General features: G+C 64.5%; 19 protein-coding genes. 8 read left to right on the top strand and 11 right to left on the bottom strand.

Annotation, left to right across the window (positions count from 1 at the left end; translation table 11 throughout):
* Positions 1 to 18: 18 nt before the first annotated feature.
* The 7 genes from VVR41_RS08220 to VVR41_RS08190 all read left to right on the top strand — a co-directional run bounded on the left by VVR41_RS08220 (position 19) and on the right by VVR41_RS08190 (position 4,771).
* Positions 19 to 1,440, top strand: coding sequence for a CCA tRNA nucleotidyltransferase (locus VVR41_RS08220; protein WP_409338297.1), 1,422 nt, complete (start codon positions 19 to 21; stop codon positions 1,438 to 1,440).
* Positions 1,433 to 2,041 (top strand): YqgE/AlgH family protein, encoded by a 609-nt coding sequence (locus VVR41_RS08215; protein ID WP_321102714.1) that lies wholly within the window; start codon positions 1,433 to 1,435, stop codon positions 2,039 to 2,041. Before VVR41_RS08220 ends, VVR41_RS08215 begins: the two co-directional genes overlap by 8 nt.
* The gene (locus tag VVR41_RS08210) at positions 2,041 to 2,742 is read left to right on the top strand and encodes an AzlC family ABC transporter permease (RefSeq protein ID WP_368524348.1); all 702 of its coding nucleotides are present in this window, start codon (positions 2,041 to 2,043) and stop codon (positions 2,740 to 2,742) included. Before VVR41_RS08215 ends, VVR41_RS08210 begins: the two co-directional genes overlap by 1 nt.
* On the top strand, positions 2,743 to 3,081 hold the full coding sequence (locus VVR41_RS08205) for a branched-chain amino acid transporter permease (RefSeq protein WP_368524347.1): 339 nt from the start codon (positions 2,743 to 2,745) through the stop codon (positions 3,079 to 3,081).
* A gap of 167 nt (positions 3,082 to 3,248) precedes the next feature.
* Positions 3,249 to 3,560: a hypothetical protein gene (locus VVR41_RS08200; protein WP_368524346.1), complete on the top strand. Its 312-nt coding sequence runs from the start codon at positions 3,249 to 3,251 to the stop codon at positions 3,558 to 3,560.
* A 185-nt stretch (positions 3,561 to 3,745) separates the two neighbouring features.
* A complete protein-coding gene (locus tag VVR41_RS08195; protein ID WP_368524345.1) occupies positions 3,746 to 4,147 on the top strand; it encodes a hypothetical protein in 402 nt (133 codons plus the stop codon).
* Between the two features lie 192 nt (positions 4,148 to 4,339).
* Complete coding sequence (locus tag VVR41_RS08190; protein ID WP_368524344.1) at positions 4,340 to 4,771, top strand: hypothetical protein; 432 nt, start codon at positions 4,340 to 4,342, stop codon at positions 4,769 to 4,771.
* A gap of 77 nt (positions 4,772 to 4,848) precedes the next feature.
* On the opposite strand, the gene VVR41_RS08185 is transcribed toward VVR41_RS08190, so the two are convergent.
* From VVR41_RS08185 to VVR41_RS08140, 10 genes are all read right to left on the bottom strand, one after another.
* Entirely contained in the window at positions 4,849 to 5,157 is a 309-nt protein-coding gene (locus VVR41_RS08185; protein ID WP_321102719.1) for a hypothetical protein, read from the bottom strand.
* 13 nt (positions 5,158 to 5,170) lie between these two features.
* Positions 5,171 to 6,148, bottom strand: coding sequence for a bile acid:sodium symporter family protein (locus VVR41_RS08180; RefSeq protein ID WP_368524343.1), 978 nt, complete (start codon positions 6,146 to 6,148; stop codon positions 5,171 to 5,173).
* 38 nt (positions 6,149 to 6,186) lie between these two features.
* The gene (locus VVR41_RS08175) at positions 6,187 to 6,561 is read right to left on the bottom strand and encodes a Rieske (2Fe-2S) protein (RefSeq protein WP_321102722.1); all 375 of its coding nucleotides are present in this window, start codon (positions 6,559 to 6,561) and stop codon (positions 6,187 to 6,189) included.
* A gap of 2 nt (positions 6,562 to 6,563) precedes the next feature.
* Positions 6,564 to 7,415, bottom strand: a complete 852-nt coding sequence (trpA, locus tag VVR41_RS08170; RefSeq protein WP_368524342.1) for a tryptophan synthase subunit alpha — start codon at positions 7,413 to 7,415, stop codon at positions 6,564 to 6,566.
* Between the two features lie 2 nt (positions 7,416 to 7,417).
* A complete protein-coding gene (gene trpB, locus VVR41_RS08165) occupies positions 7,418 to 8,674 on the bottom strand; it encodes a tryptophan synthase subunit beta (protein ID WP_368524341.1) in 1,257 nt (418 codons plus the stop codon).
* A gap of 30 nt (positions 8,675 to 8,704) precedes the next feature.
* The gene (trpCF, locus tag VVR41_RS08160; RefSeq protein WP_368524340.1) at positions 8,705 to 10,120 is read right to left on the bottom strand and encodes a bifunctional indole-3-glycerol-phosphate synthase TrpC/phosphoribosylanthranilate isomerase TrpF; all 1,416 of its coding nucleotides are present in this window, start codon (positions 10,118 to 10,120) and stop codon (positions 8,705 to 8,707) included.
* The gene (gene trpD / locus VVR41_RS08155) at positions 10,110 to 11,138 is read right to left on the bottom strand and encodes an anthranilate phosphoribosyltransferase (RefSeq protein WP_368524339.1); all 1,029 of its coding nucleotides are present in this window, start codon (positions 11,136 to 11,138) and stop codon (positions 10,110 to 10,112) included. Before trpD ends, trpCF begins: the two co-directional genes overlap by 11 nt.
* On the bottom strand, positions 11,128 to 11,763 hold the full coding sequence (locus tag VVR41_RS08150) for a glutamine amidotransferase-related protein (protein WP_368524338.1): 636 nt from the start codon (positions 11,761 to 11,763) through the stop codon (positions 11,128 to 11,130). Before VVR41_RS08150 ends, trpD begins: the two co-directional genes overlap by 11 nt.
* Positions 11,760 to 13,313, bottom strand: coding sequence for an anthranilate synthase component 1 (locus VVR41_RS08145; protein WP_368524337.1), 1,554 nt, complete (start codon positions 13,311 to 13,313; stop codon positions 11,760 to 11,762). Before VVR41_RS08145 ends, VVR41_RS08150 begins: the two co-directional genes overlap by 4 nt.
* 273 nt (positions 13,314 to 13,586) lie before the next feature.
* Positions 13,587 to 14,036, bottom strand: a complete 450-nt coding sequence (locus VVR41_RS08140) for an SdpI family protein (protein WP_321102735.1) — start codon at positions 14,034 to 14,036, stop codon at positions 13,587 to 13,589.
* A 154-nt stretch (positions 14,037 to 14,190) separates the two neighbouring features.
* On the opposite strand from VVR41_RS08140, the gene VVR41_RS08135 reads away from it, so the two are divergent.
* Positions 14,191 to 15,510, top strand: a complete 1,320-nt coding sequence (locus tag VVR41_RS08135; RefSeq protein ID WP_368524336.1) for a dicarboxylate/amino acid:cation symporter — start codon at positions 14,191 to 14,193, stop codon at positions 15,508 to 15,510.
* Positions 15,511 to 15,700: 190 nt separating this feature from the next.
* Here VVR41_RS08135 and VVR41_RS08130 read toward each other — a convergent pair whose 3' ends face one another.
* Positions 15,701 to 16,786, bottom strand: a complete 1,086-nt coding sequence (locus tag VVR41_RS08130; RefSeq protein WP_368524335.1) for an ABC transporter ATP-binding protein — start codon at positions 16,784 to 16,786, stop codon at positions 15,701 to 15,703.
* Positions 16,787 to 16,813 lie beyond the last annotated feature (27 nt).

Here is a 16,813-nt window from a genome sequence, read left to right as displayed (position 1 = left end):
CCGCTCGCGCGGGAGGCGCTGTTGGCGCGCGCGCAAGGAGGCGTCGATAAGCTTTCTGGCCTTCTTACTCCGCTCGCGCGGCTGTTCGCGGAGAGGGGTGAGTCCCTGTACTTGGTGGGTGGCCCGGTACGTGACGCGATGCTGGGTAAGTTGGGCCACGATCTCGACTTCACCACGTCGGCGCGTCCGGCTGTGATTCAGGAGCTCCTTGGCCAGTGGGGCGAGAAGACGTGGGACACCGGCATCGAGTTCGGCACGGTCTCTGCGGTGCGCCAGGGCCAGCAGGTTGAGATCACCACTTTCCGCTCTGACATCTACGACGGCGTGACCCGCAACCCCGAGGTCACGTTCGGCGACACCCTCGAGGGCGACCTCGTGCGCCGCGACTTTGCCTGCAATGCGATGGCTATTGAGCTTTCGCTTGTCGACGACACCCTCGCCCCCCGCTTCCACGACCCCGTCGGCGGCCTGGACGACATCCTTAACCGCCGCCTGGATACCCCGCAGGCACCGGAGGTGTCCTTCCGCGACGACCCGCTGCGCATGCTGCGCGCCGCGCGATTCGTTTCCCAGTTGGGCTTTTCGCTTGCGGATCGTGTCTTCGACGCCATGTGCGACATGGCCGGCGAGCTCGAGCGCATTACGGTCGAGCGCGTCCAGGCGGAACTGGACAAGCTCATGCTTGGCGCCCGCCCGTGGGAGGGCATGGCTGTCCTCGTCAACACTGGCCTGGCCGCCGTGGTGCTGCCGGAGGTGCCCGCCCTGCAGCTGGAAACCGATGAACACATGCAGCACAAGGACGTCTACCGTCACTCCCTGACGGTGCTGCGCCAGGCCACGGAGTTAGAAGATGACGGGCCCGACCTGAAGCTGCGGTGGGCGGCGCTGATGCACGACATCGGCAAGCCCGACACCCGCGCGGTGAAAGACGGCGGCGGTGTGAGCTTCCACCACCACGAGGTTGTGGGCGCGAAACTAACTCGCAAGCGCCTGCGCAAGCTGAAGTACCCGAAGCACGTCATCGAGGACGTAGGCCAGCTCGTCTACCTGCACATGCGCTTCCACGGCTTCGGCGAGGGCCAGTGGACGGACTCGGCGGTGCGCCGCTACGTCAACGATGCCGGCGAGCTTTTGCCGCGCCTGAACAAGTTGGTGCGCGCCGACTGCACCACCCGAAACCCCAAGAAGGCCCGCCGCCTGCAGCGCACCTACGACCACTTGGAGGAGCGCATCGCGGAGCTCGCCGCAAAGGAAGACTTGGCGCGCGTGCGCCCGGATCTCGACGGCAACGAGATCATGCAGATCCTTGGCCTGTCGCCCGGCCCCGAGGTGGGCAAGGCGTGGTCGTACATGAAGGAGTTGCGCTTAGAGCGCGGCGAGCTGGATCGTGAGGAGGCTATCTCCGAGCTGAAGAAGTGGTGGGAGGAAGAAAATGCCTGAGTATTTCTACGCCGACCGGCTGTTCAACGCCCTCGAGCGTGCCGAGCCCGAGGCCGGCTCGCTGCTCGTTGCCGCCCCGGGAATGCTTTCTGAGGAGTTCGCCCGCACGGTCGTGCTGGTCCTCGAGCACTCCTCCGAGGGCACCTTCGGCATTGTGCTCAACCGCCGCAGTGAGGCTGCTGTGCAGAACGTGTTGCCGGAGTGGGCGCCGCTTGTCGCCGCGCCGCAGGCGTTTTACCTGGGCGGTCCTGTTCGCCCCGAGGCCGGCGTCGCTGTTGGCGTTACCGCCAACGGCGTCGTTATTGACGAACACCCGCAGTTCACGCGCCTGGCCAACCGCCTCGTCCACCTCGACCTCAACGCCAACCCCAGCGAGATCGCCGAGCATCTCGAGGGCGTGCGCATCTTCGTGGGCACCTCTCAGTGGGACGCGGGCCAGCTTGACGACGAAATCTCGCGCGGCGATTGGTTTGTCGCCCCCGCCCTGCCTTCCGACGTCGTCGCCCCCGCCGCGGCCGACCTGTGGGGTGATGTCATGCGCCGCCAACCCATGCCGTTGCCACTATTCGCCACCTTTCCCCGCGATGTCGAGGCCAACTGATGGCGAGCTCCACGCGTGAGGAGATCCGTGCCGGTGTGCGCGATACCTGGGTGGTTGGCCTCGGCCTTATCCCCTTAGGTATGGCGTTTGGACTGCTGATGACGCAGGCCGGGTTCGCGTGGTGGTGGACGCCGATCTTTTCCTTCATCATCTACGCCGGCTCGATGGAGTTCCTCGCCATTGGCTTGGTGCTCTCCGCAACGGGGCCGCTGTCCGCGGCGGTGACCGGGTTGATGGTTAACTTCCGGCACATTTTCTACGGCCTGACCTTTCCCCGGGACCTCATTTCCTCGAAGCTGGGCCGCGCCTACGCGACGTACTCGCTTACCGACGAAGGCTATGCCATCGCCTCGACCACCCGGCCACGCTCCGGGGCCCGCGTGCTGACCATCTTGGCCGCCTGCCAGGCGCTGTGGGTGCTGCCGGGCATCGCGGGGGCGCTGCTCGGCCACGCCGTACCGGATTCGATCCAGGGGGTCGAGTTCGCGCTCACCGCCCTGTTCATCGTGCTGGCCTACGAGGCGCTGGCGTCCGCCCGTGACGCCTCTGCTGTCATTCTGGCGGCGGTGCTCGCCGTCGTGGCCACCATCATCGTCCCGGGCAACATGCTCATGGTTGCCCTACTTGCCTACTTCGGGGTGATGCTCGCCCGCTACCACCGCCCGCGCCTCGACGCCGCGCTGCGCTGGGAGGTGAAGTAGGTGTGCCTGCCGGAGGGAGTGGAGCTCGCCCACGTCGCCGCGGTGCTGTTGCCGATCGGTGTGGTGACGGTTCTCCTGCGCGCACTGCCCTTCTCCTTTGTCCGCGTGCTTAAGGGCAGCCCCTTTATCGAGTTCCTCGGCTGGCACATGCCCGTTGGTGTGATGACGGTGCTCGTCGTCTACGCCTTATTGAATTCGCAGGGCGCACCAGGGGGCCTCGCCGCGGGCGCTATTGCGGCCGCGTTCACGCTCGCATTGCACGCTTGGCGACGCTCCGCCGGCCTGTCCATCCTTGCTGGCACCGCCTTTTACATGGTGTTGGTCAACCTCGCGTTTTAACAGGCAGTGAACTACGGCTTAGAACGAACTGAGTAAAGACGGTGCACCCGCTGCATAAAGATTGGGTAAAGGCGAACCCCATTTCTGGTATTTCACGTATCAAACTGTTTTAATTAGATCATCACCACACGTTTGGTGCATATCTTTCATCTACTCAAGGAGTATTCATGCGTCGTATCGCTACCGCTGCTGTTGCAGCCACCACCGCCCTGTCCCTCGTCGCTGCACCGGCTATGGCGCAGACCGAGACGAAGGAGCCGACCTCCTCTGTGAAGATCGCTACCGAGCTCTCCAGCAAGTACTCTTCTGAGGCGGACCAGGCCAAGCTTTCCGCCGCTGCGCTGAGCTCCTTCATGAACGACGCTGAGAAGGGCTACGCAATGGGCACCACCCTCGACATCATCCTCGCCACCATCGCCCTCGCCGTCATCGGCGGCGGCATCGCCGTGCAGCAGGGCCTGGTCCAGCTCCCCTTCTAAGGTAGAGCTTCGGCACTAACGCCTTCAGCGCCCCGTCTCCTTCGTGGAGTGGGGCGCTTTGTGCTGTCTGGGGCGCTTCCCTAGGAAAAAGTGGACTTCAAAAGCCCAGTTTCGCAGGATTGAAAGTGGTTTACTAAGGCTAGATCCACTTTTGTCTATATCTTCCATCTTTCTTAGGAGTTTCCATGCGTCGTATCGCAACCGCTGCTATTGCAGCCACCACCGCCCTGTCCCTCGCCGCTGTACCTGCCACGGCGCAAAGCTCTGTCAAAATCTGGGATGGTTATGAGCACGACAACTCTTCCGATGTGACCGATGCTGAGTTTGACGACTACATTCTGACTACCCGCATATTTAAAGCGGTCGGGGGCGAAGACACGATGACCTCATCCGGCGAGCTCAGCTCGGGGACCGCTAAGGACAGCGCCGATCTGAATGAGGCATTGAAGTCCTCCTACCGTAACGATGCGAACGAGGGATATAAGCGCGGCACCACCTTCGACATGATCCTCGCTGCGATCGCTCTCGCTATTCTCGGCGGCGGCGGCTTCGCTGTGTACCAGGGCCTGATCCAGCTTCCGTTCTAACGTTCTAAGGTAGAGCTTCGGCACAAACGCCTTCAGCGCCTCGTCTCCCCTCGGGGCGCGGGGCGCTTTCCGACGGGTCGAGTTTGCCCAAATGTCATTCGCGACCCCGTTAGCCCTGGTTCGGGCCCGGAGCCGGTCTATTGAACCTAGCTGTAGTTTTGCTTACGTAGTTCGATTTCCCAAGGAGTTTCCATGCGCCACTTCGCCACCGCTGCTGTTGCAGCCACCACCGCCATCTCCCTCGTCGCTGCGCCAGCCATGGCACAAAGCTCGACCACCGATTCGTCCATTCAGCAGGAGGGCGAAGCCAAGGGTGGCAATTGCTACTCTCTGTCCGACCCGTTTCTACCCGACTACATCGAACAGGCACGCGATCGCGACCAGGCCGGCGAGGATTCGGTCACCTCCTCCTTTAAAGTGCTGAATCGCATTCCCACGGATTCCGAAATCACTGAGACCTTCGCGGAAATGTCGGCCATGACAGCCTTGTCTTCGTTCTGCAATGACGCCCAGAAGGGGTACAAGGTGGGTGCCACGCTCGACATGGTCCTCGCCGCTTTCGCCATCGCCATTCTCGGCGGCGGAATCGCTGTGCACCAGGGCCTGGTTCAGCTCCCCTTCTAGGCCTGCGCTACGGCTTGCATACAGCAATCGCCCCGTCTCCTACGTGGAGCGGGGCGGTACCTGTGCGTGAGGTGCTTTTAGAGCTCGGGGAACTTGACGCGGGCCTCGCTCCACAGACCATTGAACTCCTCGGCGCTGAGGATGGTGGCGGTGATGCCCTCGAACTGCGCGTACTGGTCGGGGTGCGGGACAACCTCGGTCGGTTCGTTCGCTTGGCCCACGACACGGCCGTTGGCGTAGGCGCCCGTGATGGTGCCCGCCGGATCGAGCTCAATCATGCGAACCATCGTGCACTGGGTCGGTGAGATCTCCTTCAGCTCTGCGATGTTGAGCAGCTGTCCCCCGAGGTCGGGCACTTCGTAGTGGATCTGAACGAAATGTTTCACGTGAAACGTCCCCTTACTCACTCGTATTTTCTGCTTCACGAGCGTAGCGCGCCGCCACTGCAGAGCAGATCATCAGCTGGATAAGGTGGTAAATCATCAACGGCACGATGAGGATGCCCAGGGCCGCCCCGCCGAAGATGACACTGGCCATGGGCAGGCCCGCAGCGAGCGACTTCTGCGTGCCACACATCTGGATGGCCACCCGGTCCTTGTAGGAGAACCGCAGGGTCCGTGAGATGGCCTTGGTGACCCACAGCATGGCGTAGACGAGGAGGACCGACAACACGACGAGGAAGACGATCTCCCACAGGCTCACGTGCGCCCACACTCCGGAGACGATCCCCTGGGAGAAGGCGGAATAGACGACCAGCCAGATGGATCCGCGGTCGACGTGTTTGGTCGCCGATGCACCCGCGACACGGCGCAGAGGCGGGACGGCGTTGTGGGCGATCTGGCCGAGCAGGAACGGCAAGAGTAGCTGCAGCGCGACGTTTCCAAACACTGCCCCGTCGATGTGGATTCCTCCGCCGGCGCCCATCAGCAGCATGACCAGGAGCGGGGTGGCGATCACTCCGACGAGGCTGGACAGGCTCGCCGCTACCACCGAACCGGAGATGTTGCCGCGGGCGATGCCGGTCAGCGCCACGGAGGACTGCACCGTCGAGGGCACGAGCATGGCGTAGAGGATGCCCTGGTACATCGGCTCGGAGATGAAGGGTGTCGCTGGGCGCAACGCGAGGCCGACGAGCGGGTAGATGACAAAGGTGAACCCGAGGATCACCAGATGGAGTCTCCAGTGGGTGAGGCCGCGGAGCGCCTCGCGCGTGGATAAGCGAGCGCCATAGAGGAAGAAAAGCAGGGCGATGCCGATCTTCGTGGCCACGCCCACCACGTCGGCGAATTCGCCGCGGGCGGGCAGGACGAACGCGAGAACAGTCGCGACGAGGATGCCCTGAATGAGGGGATCTCTAAGAAAAGAAGGAACGCGCATGCGGCTAGTGTACGAAGCCGCGATGCGCGCCGAGGCCGTTAAGCCTGTGTATCTGTGGCGATGAGGCGATCGCCCTCCTGCGTCAGCCCGATCTCGCGCAGGCCGCGCACGACCGGACCACTGACGACGGAACCGTCAGCGACGGCGAAGGTGGCACCGTGCGCCGGGCAGCGCACGACCTCGTCGTGTACCTCAGAGATCTTCTGGAACTCATGAGGGCACGTTGCCGAGTAGGCCACGAACTTGCCGGGCTCAGGCTGGGCAATGATGACCTTGTCCAGGATGACGGCGCTGCCGACGGGAACCTCCGTGGCGGCGACCTCCTCCGGGGCAGGCTTGCCGCAGGCGACGAGGAACGCACCGGCGAGCGTGGTTGCGGAACCGAGTAGGAAAAGGCGGCGTGAGCAAGTCATGGCTAGAGTGTAGACCCTGTGCGCGTGGCCGCCTTCATGTCAGAGACGAATGTGGTGAGCGCCTCTTTCAGCGCCGCCATATCGGTGACGCGTCCCGGGCTCGGGTGCTCGCCGTCGGTGTAGCGCTCGATGATCGAGGTGATCGCAGAGCCGGTGATCGCGCCGGCTGCGCCGGCCTCCACCGCGGCGCGCACGTGGTCCGGCTGGGAGATGCCGAAGCCGAGCAGCACCGGGGCGCCGCCGTAGCTGGTCACGTTGTCCACCACGTCGCGCAGGCCCTCGACGGAGGACTCGCGTTCGGTGCCGGTCACGCCGTCGCGGGAGATGGCGTAAATGTAGCCCTTCGACTGGGCCGCCACTCCCTCGAGGGTCTGGGGTGAGGCCTTGGCGGGTGCGATGTAGATGGGGTCGATGCCGGCGTCGATAGCTGCGGCGCTGAACGGCTCGCCCTCGCGCACGGGGACGTCGGGAAGCAAAATGCTGTCGGCGCCCGCCTCGGCGAACTCGCGGTAGAAGCGCTCGATGCCGCGCACGAAGCCGACGTTGGCGTAGATGAGCATGCCAATCGGCAGGTCGGGAAACTCGGAGCGGATCGTGCGGAGCTGCTCGAGGGCCTTATCGACGGTGGCGCCACTATCGAGGGCGCGGATGTGCGCCTTTTGGATGGTGGGGCCGTCGGCAACCGGGTCGGAGAAGGGCACGCCGAGTTCGAGGGCGTCGGCGCCGGCGTTGACAATGGTGCGGATGATCTCGAGCGCATCGTTCGGGTTCGGGTCACCCAGCATGACGAAGGGGACGAATGCGGCCTCGCCCTTAGCCTTGAGGTCGGCGAAGGTCTTTTCGTAGCGCGACATGGTTAGTTCTCCTTTGTGCGGTCGTTCGCGTGAGTTTTGTCGATGACCCACTCGGGGTGCTTGTCCAGCGTCGCGCGCACGTGGGCGACGTCCTTGTCGCCGCGGCCAGACAGCGCAACGAGAATGTTCTCCGGCTCGGTGGCCTCGGCGGCGCGCTTGAGTGCGTACGCCAGCGCGTGCGAGGATTCGAGCGCCGGGATGATGCCCTCGTACTTCGACAGCAGCTGGAAGGCGCGCAGGGCCTCCTCGTCTGAGACGGGAACGTATTGGGCGCGACCGGTCTGCGCTAGGTGTGCGTGCTCGGGACCGACGGCCGGGTAGTCCAGGCCGGCGGAGATGGAGTAGGACTCCTCGACCTGGCCGTCTGCATCGCGCATCAGGAAGGTGCGGGTGCCGTGGAGGATGCCGATGGTGCCTGCGGCAATGGCCGCGCCGTGCTTGCCCACACCGAAGCCCTCTCCCCCGGGCTCGGCACCGATGAGTTCCACGCCCTCGTCGTCGATGAAGTCAGCGAACATGCCGATTGCGTTGGAGCCGCCGCCAACGCAGGCGACCACGGCGTCCGGCAGCGCCCCGGTGCGCTCGAGCATCTGGGCGCGCGCCTCGGTGGAGATGACGCGGTGAAACTCCTTGACAATTTTCGGGAACGGGTGCGGGCCCGCCGCGGTACCGAGCAGGTAGTGCGACTCGTGGAACGTGGCGGTCCAATCCCGCAGAGCCTCGTTGACAGCGTCCTTCAGGGTGCCAGAACCGGAATCGACCCCGACGACCTTCGCGCCCATGAGGCGCATGCGGTAGACGTTGGGTTCCTGGCGCTCCATGTCCTCCACACCCATGTAGATGACGCAGTCGAGATCCAGCAGCGCACATGCGAGCGCGGTGGCGGTGCCATGCTGGCCGGCGCCGGTTTCCGCAATGATGCGGGTCTTGCCCATCTGCTTGGCCAAAAGCGCCTGGCCGATCACCTGGTTGGTCTTGTGCGCACCGCCGTGGACGAGGTCCTCGCGCTTGAGGAAGATCCGCGCTTTCGAATCTCCTAGCGGGAGGTTGCGGCACTCGGTCACGGGCGTCGGCCGGCCGAGGTAATCGCGCAACAGAGCGCGATACTCGGTCATGAATTCCTCGTTCTCCCAGGCCTCAACGAATGCCTTTTCCAGCTGGTCGAGTGCGGGCAGGAGAGATTCCGGAACGAACTGCCCACCGAAGTCCCCGTAGTAAGCCGGCAGGAGGGTGTGTCCGCCGTGCGAATAGTCAGTCATATTTGTTCCTTTGGTTAGCTGGTTCGACGCTTAGTAGTGGAAGCTCTTGATGGTCCGGAAGGTGCGTTGGAGTGCTCCGGCGTCTTTGTGGCCTGCCCACTGCGCGGCGTCGCGTGGGTACTCGACGCCGGAGTTGAGGTCCACGCCCGAACACCCGACCGCCAGCGCGGCGGCGACGTTATCGGGTCCGATCCCGCCGGCGAGCAGCGACATTGCTTTGATCTCTTCGGGCACCTCGGCCCAGTCGAAGGTCGCTCCGGAGCCGCCGTCATGGGCATCGAGCACAAGCTTATCGACGCTCCCCATCAACGCCGTGGCCACCTGAGGGCCCTCGGGCAGGGTCATGGCGACTGCGCGCCACACTTCGATGTCGGGGCCGACCTGGTTGCGGACTCGTTCGACGAGCGAGATCTCTTCCTCGATGGAGCCCTGGTAGGAGGTGTGGACCTGGACGGCGACGATTCCGGGCTGGAGAAGCTCGGCGTAGCCCTCGGTGCGGCGTGACACTGCGACGTAGCGTAGGTGCGGCTCGTGGGAGATGATGTCCGCCGATGTTTCACGTGAAACATTGCGCGGCGAGGCCTCCTCGAAGATGAGACCGCCGTACACCGCTCCCGCGGCCCGCGCCGCCTGAGCCGTGCTCCACGAGGTCAGACCGCACACCTTGTTCGGCCCGTAGACGAGCTCACGGGCTGCGGCGTCAATGTCCGGCTGCCCGGTGAGCTGGGACCCCACGAGGAAACCATCCGAGTGCCCGCCGAGGCGGCGCACGGTCTCAGCGTCGCGAATCCCCGACTCGGAGACGACTACTGCCCCTTCGGGCGCAAGTGGCGCGAGGTGCTTCGAGCGGCTCAGGTCGATGGATAGGTCGTGGAGATTGCGGTGGTTTACGCCAAAGATGCGCGCGCCGAGGCGACCAGCGCGCTGGGCTTCCTCTTCGTCGATAACCTCCGTGAGCACGTCCATACCCAAACGTTCAGCTTCGGCGGAGAGGTGGGTATAGGTGGCGTCGTCAAGCACGCTCAGCATAAGCAGCACTGCGTCGGCGCCGAAATAGCGCGCGGCGTGAATCTGCGCCTCGTCGACGATGAAGTCTTTACACAGCACGGGAAGGTGCGTGATGGCGGCGACGGTAGCGAGGTGGTCGTAGTCCCCGCCGAACCTTTCCGGCTCGCACAGAACGGAGATGCCAGCGGCGTAGCGCGAGTAGACACTCGCGATCTCCCCCGGTTCGTAATGCGCGCGGATCAGACCGAGCGAGGGCGAGGAGGACTTGCACTCCATGATGAACTGGGCGCCGGGGCGGGCCAAGTTGTCATAGAGAGAGCGCTCGGAGCGCGGCAACTCCGACGGATCGACGTGGGAGATACGCGCCTTTATTTCGTCAATGTGACGAAAACGAGACTGGACAATACCCTCAAGAACTGTCGGCAAATTACCCGCCATAGTTCGCCTCCTCGTGGGTTCGGAGCCACTTTTCGACGCTCCCGTCCGCGAGCAGTTCCAGCGCCTGCTCCACTCCCTCGCGCATCGAGGCGGCCTTGCCGTACAGGTAGAACATGACACCGGCGGTGGCGGCGACAGCGTCGCGGTGCGCGTCCGGGGCCTTCCCCGCGAAGATGGCGCGGATTGCGGCCGCGTTTTCTGCCGCATCTCCTCCGGTGAGCTCGGACAGGTCGTAGCGCGGCAGGCCCAGGTCCTCCGGGGTAATGGTGTAGTGCTCGATCGTGCCGTCGCGCTGCAGCTCCCAGATCTGCGTCTCGCCGTGGAGAGCGATCTCGTCGGTACCGGCACCATGGACCACGAGAGCGCGGCCTCGTCCCAGCTCGCGCATGGTTTCAGCAATTAATTGGCCTAGCCCAGGATTTGCAATGCCCATGATTTGGTACTCCGGTCGTCCCGGACTCAACAGTGGGCCGAGCGTATTGAACAGGGTCGGAACGCCAAGCGAACGCCGCACCGGCTGAACGTGGGCCACGGCCGGGTTGTAAGCCGGCGCGAAGAGGAACGTGAAGTTCGACGACTCGAACTGGCGCACGGCCCGCTCTGGGTCGAGGTCCAGCGGGATGTTTAGAGCCTCGAGCACGTCCGCGGATCCGGACTTCGAGGACACCGAGCGGTTACCGCATTTGACCATTTTCACCCCACCGGCGGCTGCAGTCAAGGAGGACGCCGTGGTGATGTTGATGGTGTTCGCGCCATCGCCACCCGTACCAGCGGAGTCCATGATCCCCTCCCCCGTCACCGGGAACGGCCGGCCAGCGCGCAGGAAGGCCTGGGCAGCGCCAGCGATGTCGGCGAAGGTCTCGCCGCGGGTGCGCACCGTGGCAAGCAGGGCGGCGATGTGCACGTCGTCGTAGTCGCCCACCGTCAGCGGGGTAAACGCCTCGAGGGCCTCCTCGAGGGTCGGTGCGGGATTGTCCAGGAAGGGGCGGAGGATATCCAGGGCCTGGTCACTTGCCATCGTTGATACGCCTTTCTGCTGTGTTCGGGGTGGTGCTTGGGGTGGTGTTCGGGGTGGTGAGAAGCTCGACTGCGCGCTCAAGGATGAGCGGCCCGGCCGGCGACAAAATGGACTCGGGGTGGAACTGCAGTCCGATCGACATGGCGTCGTCAGTAGCGGCGGCCATGATGACCTCGCCGATCTGCGTCGGCGTGCGCGCCAAAGAATGCATGCCCGCGGGCACATCGAGCGCGCCGAGCGAGTGGTAGCGCGCAACCGGTACGTCGGGGCCGAGCCCGGCGAACAGCGGCGAATCCAGGCCGGGGCCCTCAAGACGCATGCTTATCGACGCCCCATGGACCGGACCACACGGCGCAACTCGGCCCCCGTGGTGCTCGATGAGCGCTTGGAACCCGAGGCAGATGCCGAGCATCGGCACCTTCCCCTGGGCTTCGTCGATAAGTTCCATCATGCTGCCGGCATCGCGCGGGTAGCCCGGCCCCGGGGAGAGCACAATGAGGTCGGGTTCAAGCGCCATGATCTCGCGGGCGGGCACCGTGTTGCGGTAGACCACCGTTTCGTGCCCGCTGAAGGCGTCGACAAGGTTGTAGACAAAGGAATCTTGGTTATCGAGCAAGACAATCACTTGTTCACCTCCAAGGTTGCGCCGGCGGCTGCGGCGATGGCGGCCAAAACGGCGTGTGCCTTGTGGAACGTCTCGTCTGCCTCGGCCTGGGGGTCGGAGTCACGCACAACTCCCGCACCGGCCTGCACCGCCGCTGTGCCGGCGGTGACGAAAGCGGAGCGAATAACAATGCAGGTGTCCATGTCGCCGGTGCCGGTCAGGTATCCGACGGCACCGCCATAGGACCCGCGGCGCTGTCCTTCAAGCTCACGAATGAGCTCGGTGGCCCGAAGCTTCGGCGCTCCGGTGAGGGTGCCCATGTTCATGCAGGCGCGGTAGGCGTCGAGGGCATCAAGGTCCTCGGCAAGACGGGCGGTGACGCGGGAAACCAGGTGCATAACGCGCGAATAGTGGTCAACCTGCAGCAGCTCGGCGACCCGTCGCGTACCGGGCTCGGCCACTCGCGCCATGTCGTTGCGGGCGAGATCGACGAGCATCGTGTGCTCGGCAACTTCCTTGGCATCGGTGCGCAGCTGCAGCTCCATGCGGGTATCGAGCTCGTGGTTGACGCTGCCATCGGGGTTAAGTCCGCGCGGCCGCGTGCCCGCGATCGGGTAGAGCTCCACCTGGCGCGTCTCCGCGTTGAACTTCAGGTTCGACTCCGGCGAGGCTCCGAACAGCTCGTAGGGCTGGCCCGCGCGGTCGACGCCGCGCAGGTAGAACATGTACGGCGAGGGGTTGGACGCACGCAACTGCTGGTAGGCGGCGAACGCGTCCGGGCACGAAGTGGTGAAGCTCCGTGCGGGCACGACCTGGTAGATGTCGCCGTTGTAGATGTTGGCCTTGAGCTTATCGACGTCCACCCGGAACGCCTCGTCCCCAATCGAGGCATCCACGGTGAGCGTGCCATCCCCAGTTGCCACGGGGCGTTCGGTGGGGTCGGCGGAGTTAATGGTGCTGACGAGCTCGTCGAGCTCCGGCTCGGTTCCATCGAAGCGGATGCCGGCGACGTGAGCGGTCTGGTTTTTGTGATCGATGTGCAGCAGCGTCTCGGCGAGGACGAACTGGTAATCGGGGTATGTGTTCGCTCCCTCGCGGACCTCGGGGAGTGTCTCGAAGGTAGCCAGGTAATCAAAGGCGATTCCGCCAGCGAGGAACGGGAAGTCACCCTCGTGGTAGCCCGCGCCAGTGGTCAGAGCGCGCAGAACCTCGGCGCTCGAGGGCGCGGTGAGGCGTTCGCGTTCGTCGGTAGCAGTGGCCGCGTCCGGCGCGGCAAACTCGTAGACACCGTCGGCTGCGGCGAAGTCGACGAGCTGTTCGGCCAGGCGCTCGGCCAAGACCTCCCCCGACGGTGTGAGGGGCTCAACGGTGACGCGCTGTCCGTTGCACGTGACGCGCAGCGAGGCGTCGAGCACAGCGACCGACTGCAGGCCCGAGCGCGTGGTGATGTCTGCGGATTCGAGCAGAACCGCGTCGCGGGCAGTAGCTCCACCCACAAAGTCAAACAGCGCGGAAGCGTCGGCGTGATACACCACCTCTCTGCGCGCGGTGGTGGGGTGCAGGTTCCTCATTCGTACGTCCTTCGTGTGTCGTGGCACCGAGGGTACTGGGAACAAAAAGACCCGCGGTGCTTGGTTGATCCAAGCCGGCGGGCCGAAAATGCGACTAGCTAGGTGGCACGCCGTTTACGCGCGCCACCACCACTGGGTACGGCCGCTGAGCGGCCGCATGGCGGCGGTGAGAGCTAGAGAAGTCACAGCGAAAAGATTAGCGCGGCCGCAACGCCCGCGCAACTACGCCGAAGGCAATGCTTCACGTGAAACATTGCGCTCACGATGGGGTGACTATCGGGCGTCGTCCGCGCGGCCCGCTGCCCGGCGAACAGCGTCAAGATCCACCAGCGGAAGGGATACGGCGCCTTCGGGGAGGTCCTCGTCTTGCTCGTTGCGGGAGGCGTCGACAAGCGCTGCGGCGCGCGCCCCGAAGTTACCTGCCACCGAAATGGCCACGACCGCGGCAAGGAACATGATCACCGGCAAGACCCACATCCACCCCGACGCGCGCAGCGCAAAGGCACCACCAAACGCGAGAGCGACTCCGGCGAACACCCAAAACGGGCCAGCAACCACGTGGGCCTGCTCCCAGACGGCCTTATCTGCGCGAACCTCCGGCACGCGAAGACCGAAAGCGGAGTTGCCCGGGAAACGGCGCGCGATGGCCAAAGCGCCGGCGACGACAAGTGCCACGGCGAGGACGAAAAAAATGACACCGACGACAAGATTCACTGCACTCATGTCGCCCAGCATAATCCCGCAGGCCCACGCGCCTGAACCGAGGGGAGGCGACGTTTCTGCTGGCACGACGCGCCGTATATGTTATTAGGGTGTCTTCGGGCACTGTCCCTACACTCAGTGACCCGAACAGCGGGTCGTTCAAAAAAGGCTGAATATGAGATCCAAAGTACTGAACTCATTGCTGTTTTGGATTGTCGTAGCAATTATCCTCGGCGTCCTCTGCAGCATGTTCTTCCCCGTCTGGCTGGCCCGCGTCTTTGTCACCTTCAACGGGTTGTTCTCCAATTTCCTGGGCTTCTTCGTGCCCGTGCTCATCTTCGCGCTGATCGCACCGGCAATCGCAGGCCTCGGCCGCGGCGCCGGCAAGTGGCTCGGCATGACCGCTGGCCTCGCCTACGGCTCCACCATCATCTCCGGCCTCATCGCCTGGACACTGTCCGTGATGCTGTACCCGACCATGCTCGAGGGGCTGACACTCAACACCAACGTGGCCAACCCCGATGAAGGCGGCATCGCCCCCTACTTCGCCGTAGAAATGCCCGCGCCTTTCGAGGTCATGTCTGCCCTGCTGCTCGCGTTCGTCGTGGGCCTCGGCATGACCGCCGTGAAGTCGGACACCCTTTACAAGGGAGCTACCGAGCTCGAGAGCGTTGTGATGAAGGTCGTGAAGGTCTTCGTCATCCCCCTGCTGCCGATCTTCATCTTCGGCACCTTCCTCAACCTCGGCATGAACGACAGCCTGGGCTCGACCATGTCCGCCTTCGGCCGCGTGCTGCTGCTGTCCGTTGCAATGACGATCGTGCTCATCATCCTGCAGTTCATCGTCGCTGGTGCGATCGCCGGCCACAACCCGTTCACGGCAATGAAGAACATGCTCCCCGCATACTTCACCGCGCTGGGTACCTCCTCGTCTGCCGCGACCATTCCGGTGACCTACGCCTCCACGCTGAAGAACCGCGTCGACGAGAACGTCGCCGGCTTTGTCATTCCGCTGTGCGCGACGATCCACCTGTCCGGCTCGATGATGAAGATCACGCTCTACGCGTTGGCCATCGTCCACATGGCAGCCATGCCGATAACCGCCGGCCACGTGATTGGCTTCATCCTGCTCCTCGGCATCATGATGGTCGCTGCTCCGGGCGTTCCCGGCGGCGCCATCATGGCGGCCGTCGGCCTCCTGCAGGCCAACCTGGGCTTCGACGAGTCCATGATCTCCCTGATGATCGCGGCCTACATCGTCGTCGACTCCTTCGGCACCGCCGCCAACGTCACCGGCGATGGTGCGATCGCGATGATCGTCAACCGCTTCGCCGCCGGCAACATCGAGGGCTACAAGCTCGAGGACGACGCCGAGGGCGAGGTTGTCGTGGAGGAGCGCACCGTGGTTGAGACCCCGGCTGTGCGCACCACCACCGACGCCACCCCGGCGCCGGGTACAGCCTCCGGCACCGTGCGTGGACCCGACACGGTCTAACGTCGGTACCGCAGCCGCCCCGCTCCCCTGTTGCCAGGGAGGCGGGGCGGTTTTTTGTTTGGTTCCGGGGTGCTGGACGACCGCGTTGTGTGGGGCCGTGCAAATGCCCAGGTCGGGTGTGTGCGCGGTGCGTCGCGGTCGTCCAGGCGCAGGGTGAGGTGGTGCTGCCCCACACGCAGTGCACCCCGAGCTACAATCGCTGCCCCGTCTGCGCGTCGAAGGCGTGCAGTCCGCCCTCGGCGACCTGGGCATTGATGACGTCGCCAGGCGTAATGCCCGAGCGCGGTCCGGTGCGCACGACGATGTGGCCTGTGGATTCGGAGCCGACGCCCTCGGAGACCCAACCGCCACCGGCGAGGTTGCCGTAGAGGTAGGCATCCGAGCCAAGCTCCTCGATGAACTCGACTTCGACTGGGATCCCGGTGCTCTCCTCGACGATCTGGAGTGCCTCGGGGCGGAAGCCGAGGATGACGTCGCCGTCGGGAAGCGTGACCGGCACTGAGGCGGCACCGAGTCGCGCAACGCCGCCCAAAACGTTGAAGGTGGCCAGGTTCATCGCGGGCGAGCCAATGAAGCCGGCGACGAAGACGTTGTCTGGGTGGTCGTAGAGCTCGCGCGGGGTGCCTACCTGCTGGAGGACGCCGTAGTTGAGCACGGCGATGCGGTCACCCATGGTCAGCGCTTCGGTCTGGTCGTGGGTGACGTAGAGGGTGGTCACACCCATGCGGCGCTGCAGATGGGCGATCTGGGTGCGGGTCTGCACGCGCAGCTTCGCGTCGAGGTTGCTCAGCGGCTCGTCCATGAGGAAGACCTGGGGTTCGCGCACGATGGCGCGGCCCATGGCCACGCGCTGGCGCTGGCCGCCGGACAGGGCCTTCGGTTTGCGGTCGAGGAACTCGGTGAGGTCGAGGGTGCGCGCCGCCTCTTCCACGCGCTCGTTGATGGCGGCCTTGTCCATGCCGGCGAGCTTCAGGGCGAAGCCCATGTTTTCGCGCACGGACATGTGCGGGTAGAGCGCGTAGTTTTGGAACACCATGGCGATGTCGCGCTCCTTGGGCTCCGCTGTGGTCACGTCGCGGTCGCCAATGAGGATGCGGCCCTCGTTCGTCTCCTCCAGGCCGGCGAGCATGCGCAGGGCGGTCGATTTGCCCGAGCCGGATGGCCCGACGAGGACGAGGAACTCGCCGTCCTCGATACGCAGGTCAAGCTTATCGACGCTCGGCGCATCTGCCCCGGGATACACCCGCGTCGCCTTGTCAAAGGTCACTGTTGCCATGTTGTCTCCTCCATCGGCAGGTACGTG

It is taken from the genome of Corynebacterium sp. LK2510 (genome assembly GCF_040946405.1).
Classification (GTDB): domain Bacteria; phylum Actinomycetota; class Actinomycetes; order Mycobacteriales; family Mycobacteriaceae; genus Corynebacterium.
The sequence above is the reverse complement of the archived record's forward strand: the minus strand, read 5'-3'. Positions and strand labels throughout refer to the sequence as shown.

Excerpts from the sequence above, each read along its gene's own strand:
- VVR41_RS08175 (WP_321102722.1), bottom strand. The coding sequence starts at position 6,561 with ATGACTTGCTCACGCCGCCTTTTCCTACTCGGTTCCGCAACCACGCTC.
- VVR41_RS08200 (WP_368524346.1), top strand. The coding sequence starts at position 3,249 with ATGCGTCGTATCGCTACCGCTGCTGTTGCAGCCACCACCGCCCTGTCC.
- trpCF (WP_368524340.1), bottom strand. The coding sequence starts at position 10,120 with ATGGCGGGTAATTTGCCGACAGTTCTTGAGGGTATTGTCCAGTCTCGT.
- VVR41_RS08135 (WP_368524336.1), top strand. The coding sequence starts at position 14,191 with ATGAGATCCAAAGTACTGAACTCATTGCTGTTTTGGATTGTCGTAGCA.
- VVR41_RS08210 (WP_368524348.1), top strand. The coding sequence starts at position 2,041 with ATGGCGAGCTCCACGCGTGAGGAGATCCGTGCCGGTGTGCGCGATACC.
- VVR41_RS08215 (WP_321102714.1), top strand. The coding sequence starts at position 1,433 with ATGCCTGAGTATTTCTACGCCGACCGGCTGTTCAACGCCCTCGAGCGT.
- VVR41_RS08140 (WP_321102735.1), bottom strand. The coding sequence starts at position 14,036 with ATGAGTGCAGTGAATCTTGTCGTCGGTGTCATTTTTTTCGTCCTCGCC.
- trpB (WP_368524341.1), bottom strand. The coding sequence starts at position 8,674 with ATGACTGACTATTCGCACGGCGGACACACCCTCCTGCCGGCTTACTAC.
- VVR41_RS08130 (WP_368524335.1), bottom strand. The coding sequence starts at position 16,786 with ATGGCAACAGTGACCTTTGACAAGGCGACGCGGGTGTATCCCGGGGCA.
- trpD (WP_368524339.1), bottom strand. The coding sequence starts at position 11,138 with ATGGCAAGTGACCAGGCCCTGGATATCCTCCGCCCCTTCCTGGACAAT.
- VVR41_RS08180 (WP_368524343.1), bottom strand. The coding sequence starts at position 6,148 with ATGCGCGTTCCTTCTTTTCTTAGAGATCCCCTCATTCAGGGCATCCTC.
- trpA (WP_368524342.1), bottom strand. The coding sequence starts at position 7,415 with ATGTCGCGCTACGAAAAGACCTTCGCCGACCTCAAGGCTAAGGGCGAG.
- VVR41_RS08195 (WP_368524345.1), top strand. The coding sequence starts at position 3,746 with ATGCGTCGTATCGCAACCGCTGCTATTGCAGCCACCACCGCCCTGTCC.
- VVR41_RS08190 (WP_368524344.1), top strand. The coding sequence starts at position 4,340 with ATGCGCCACTTCGCCACCGCTGCTGTTGCAGCCACCACCGCCATCTCC.
- VVR41_RS08145 (WP_368524337.1), bottom strand. The coding sequence starts at position 13,313 with ATGAGGAACCTGCACCCCACCACCGCGCGCAGAGAGGTGGTGTATCAC.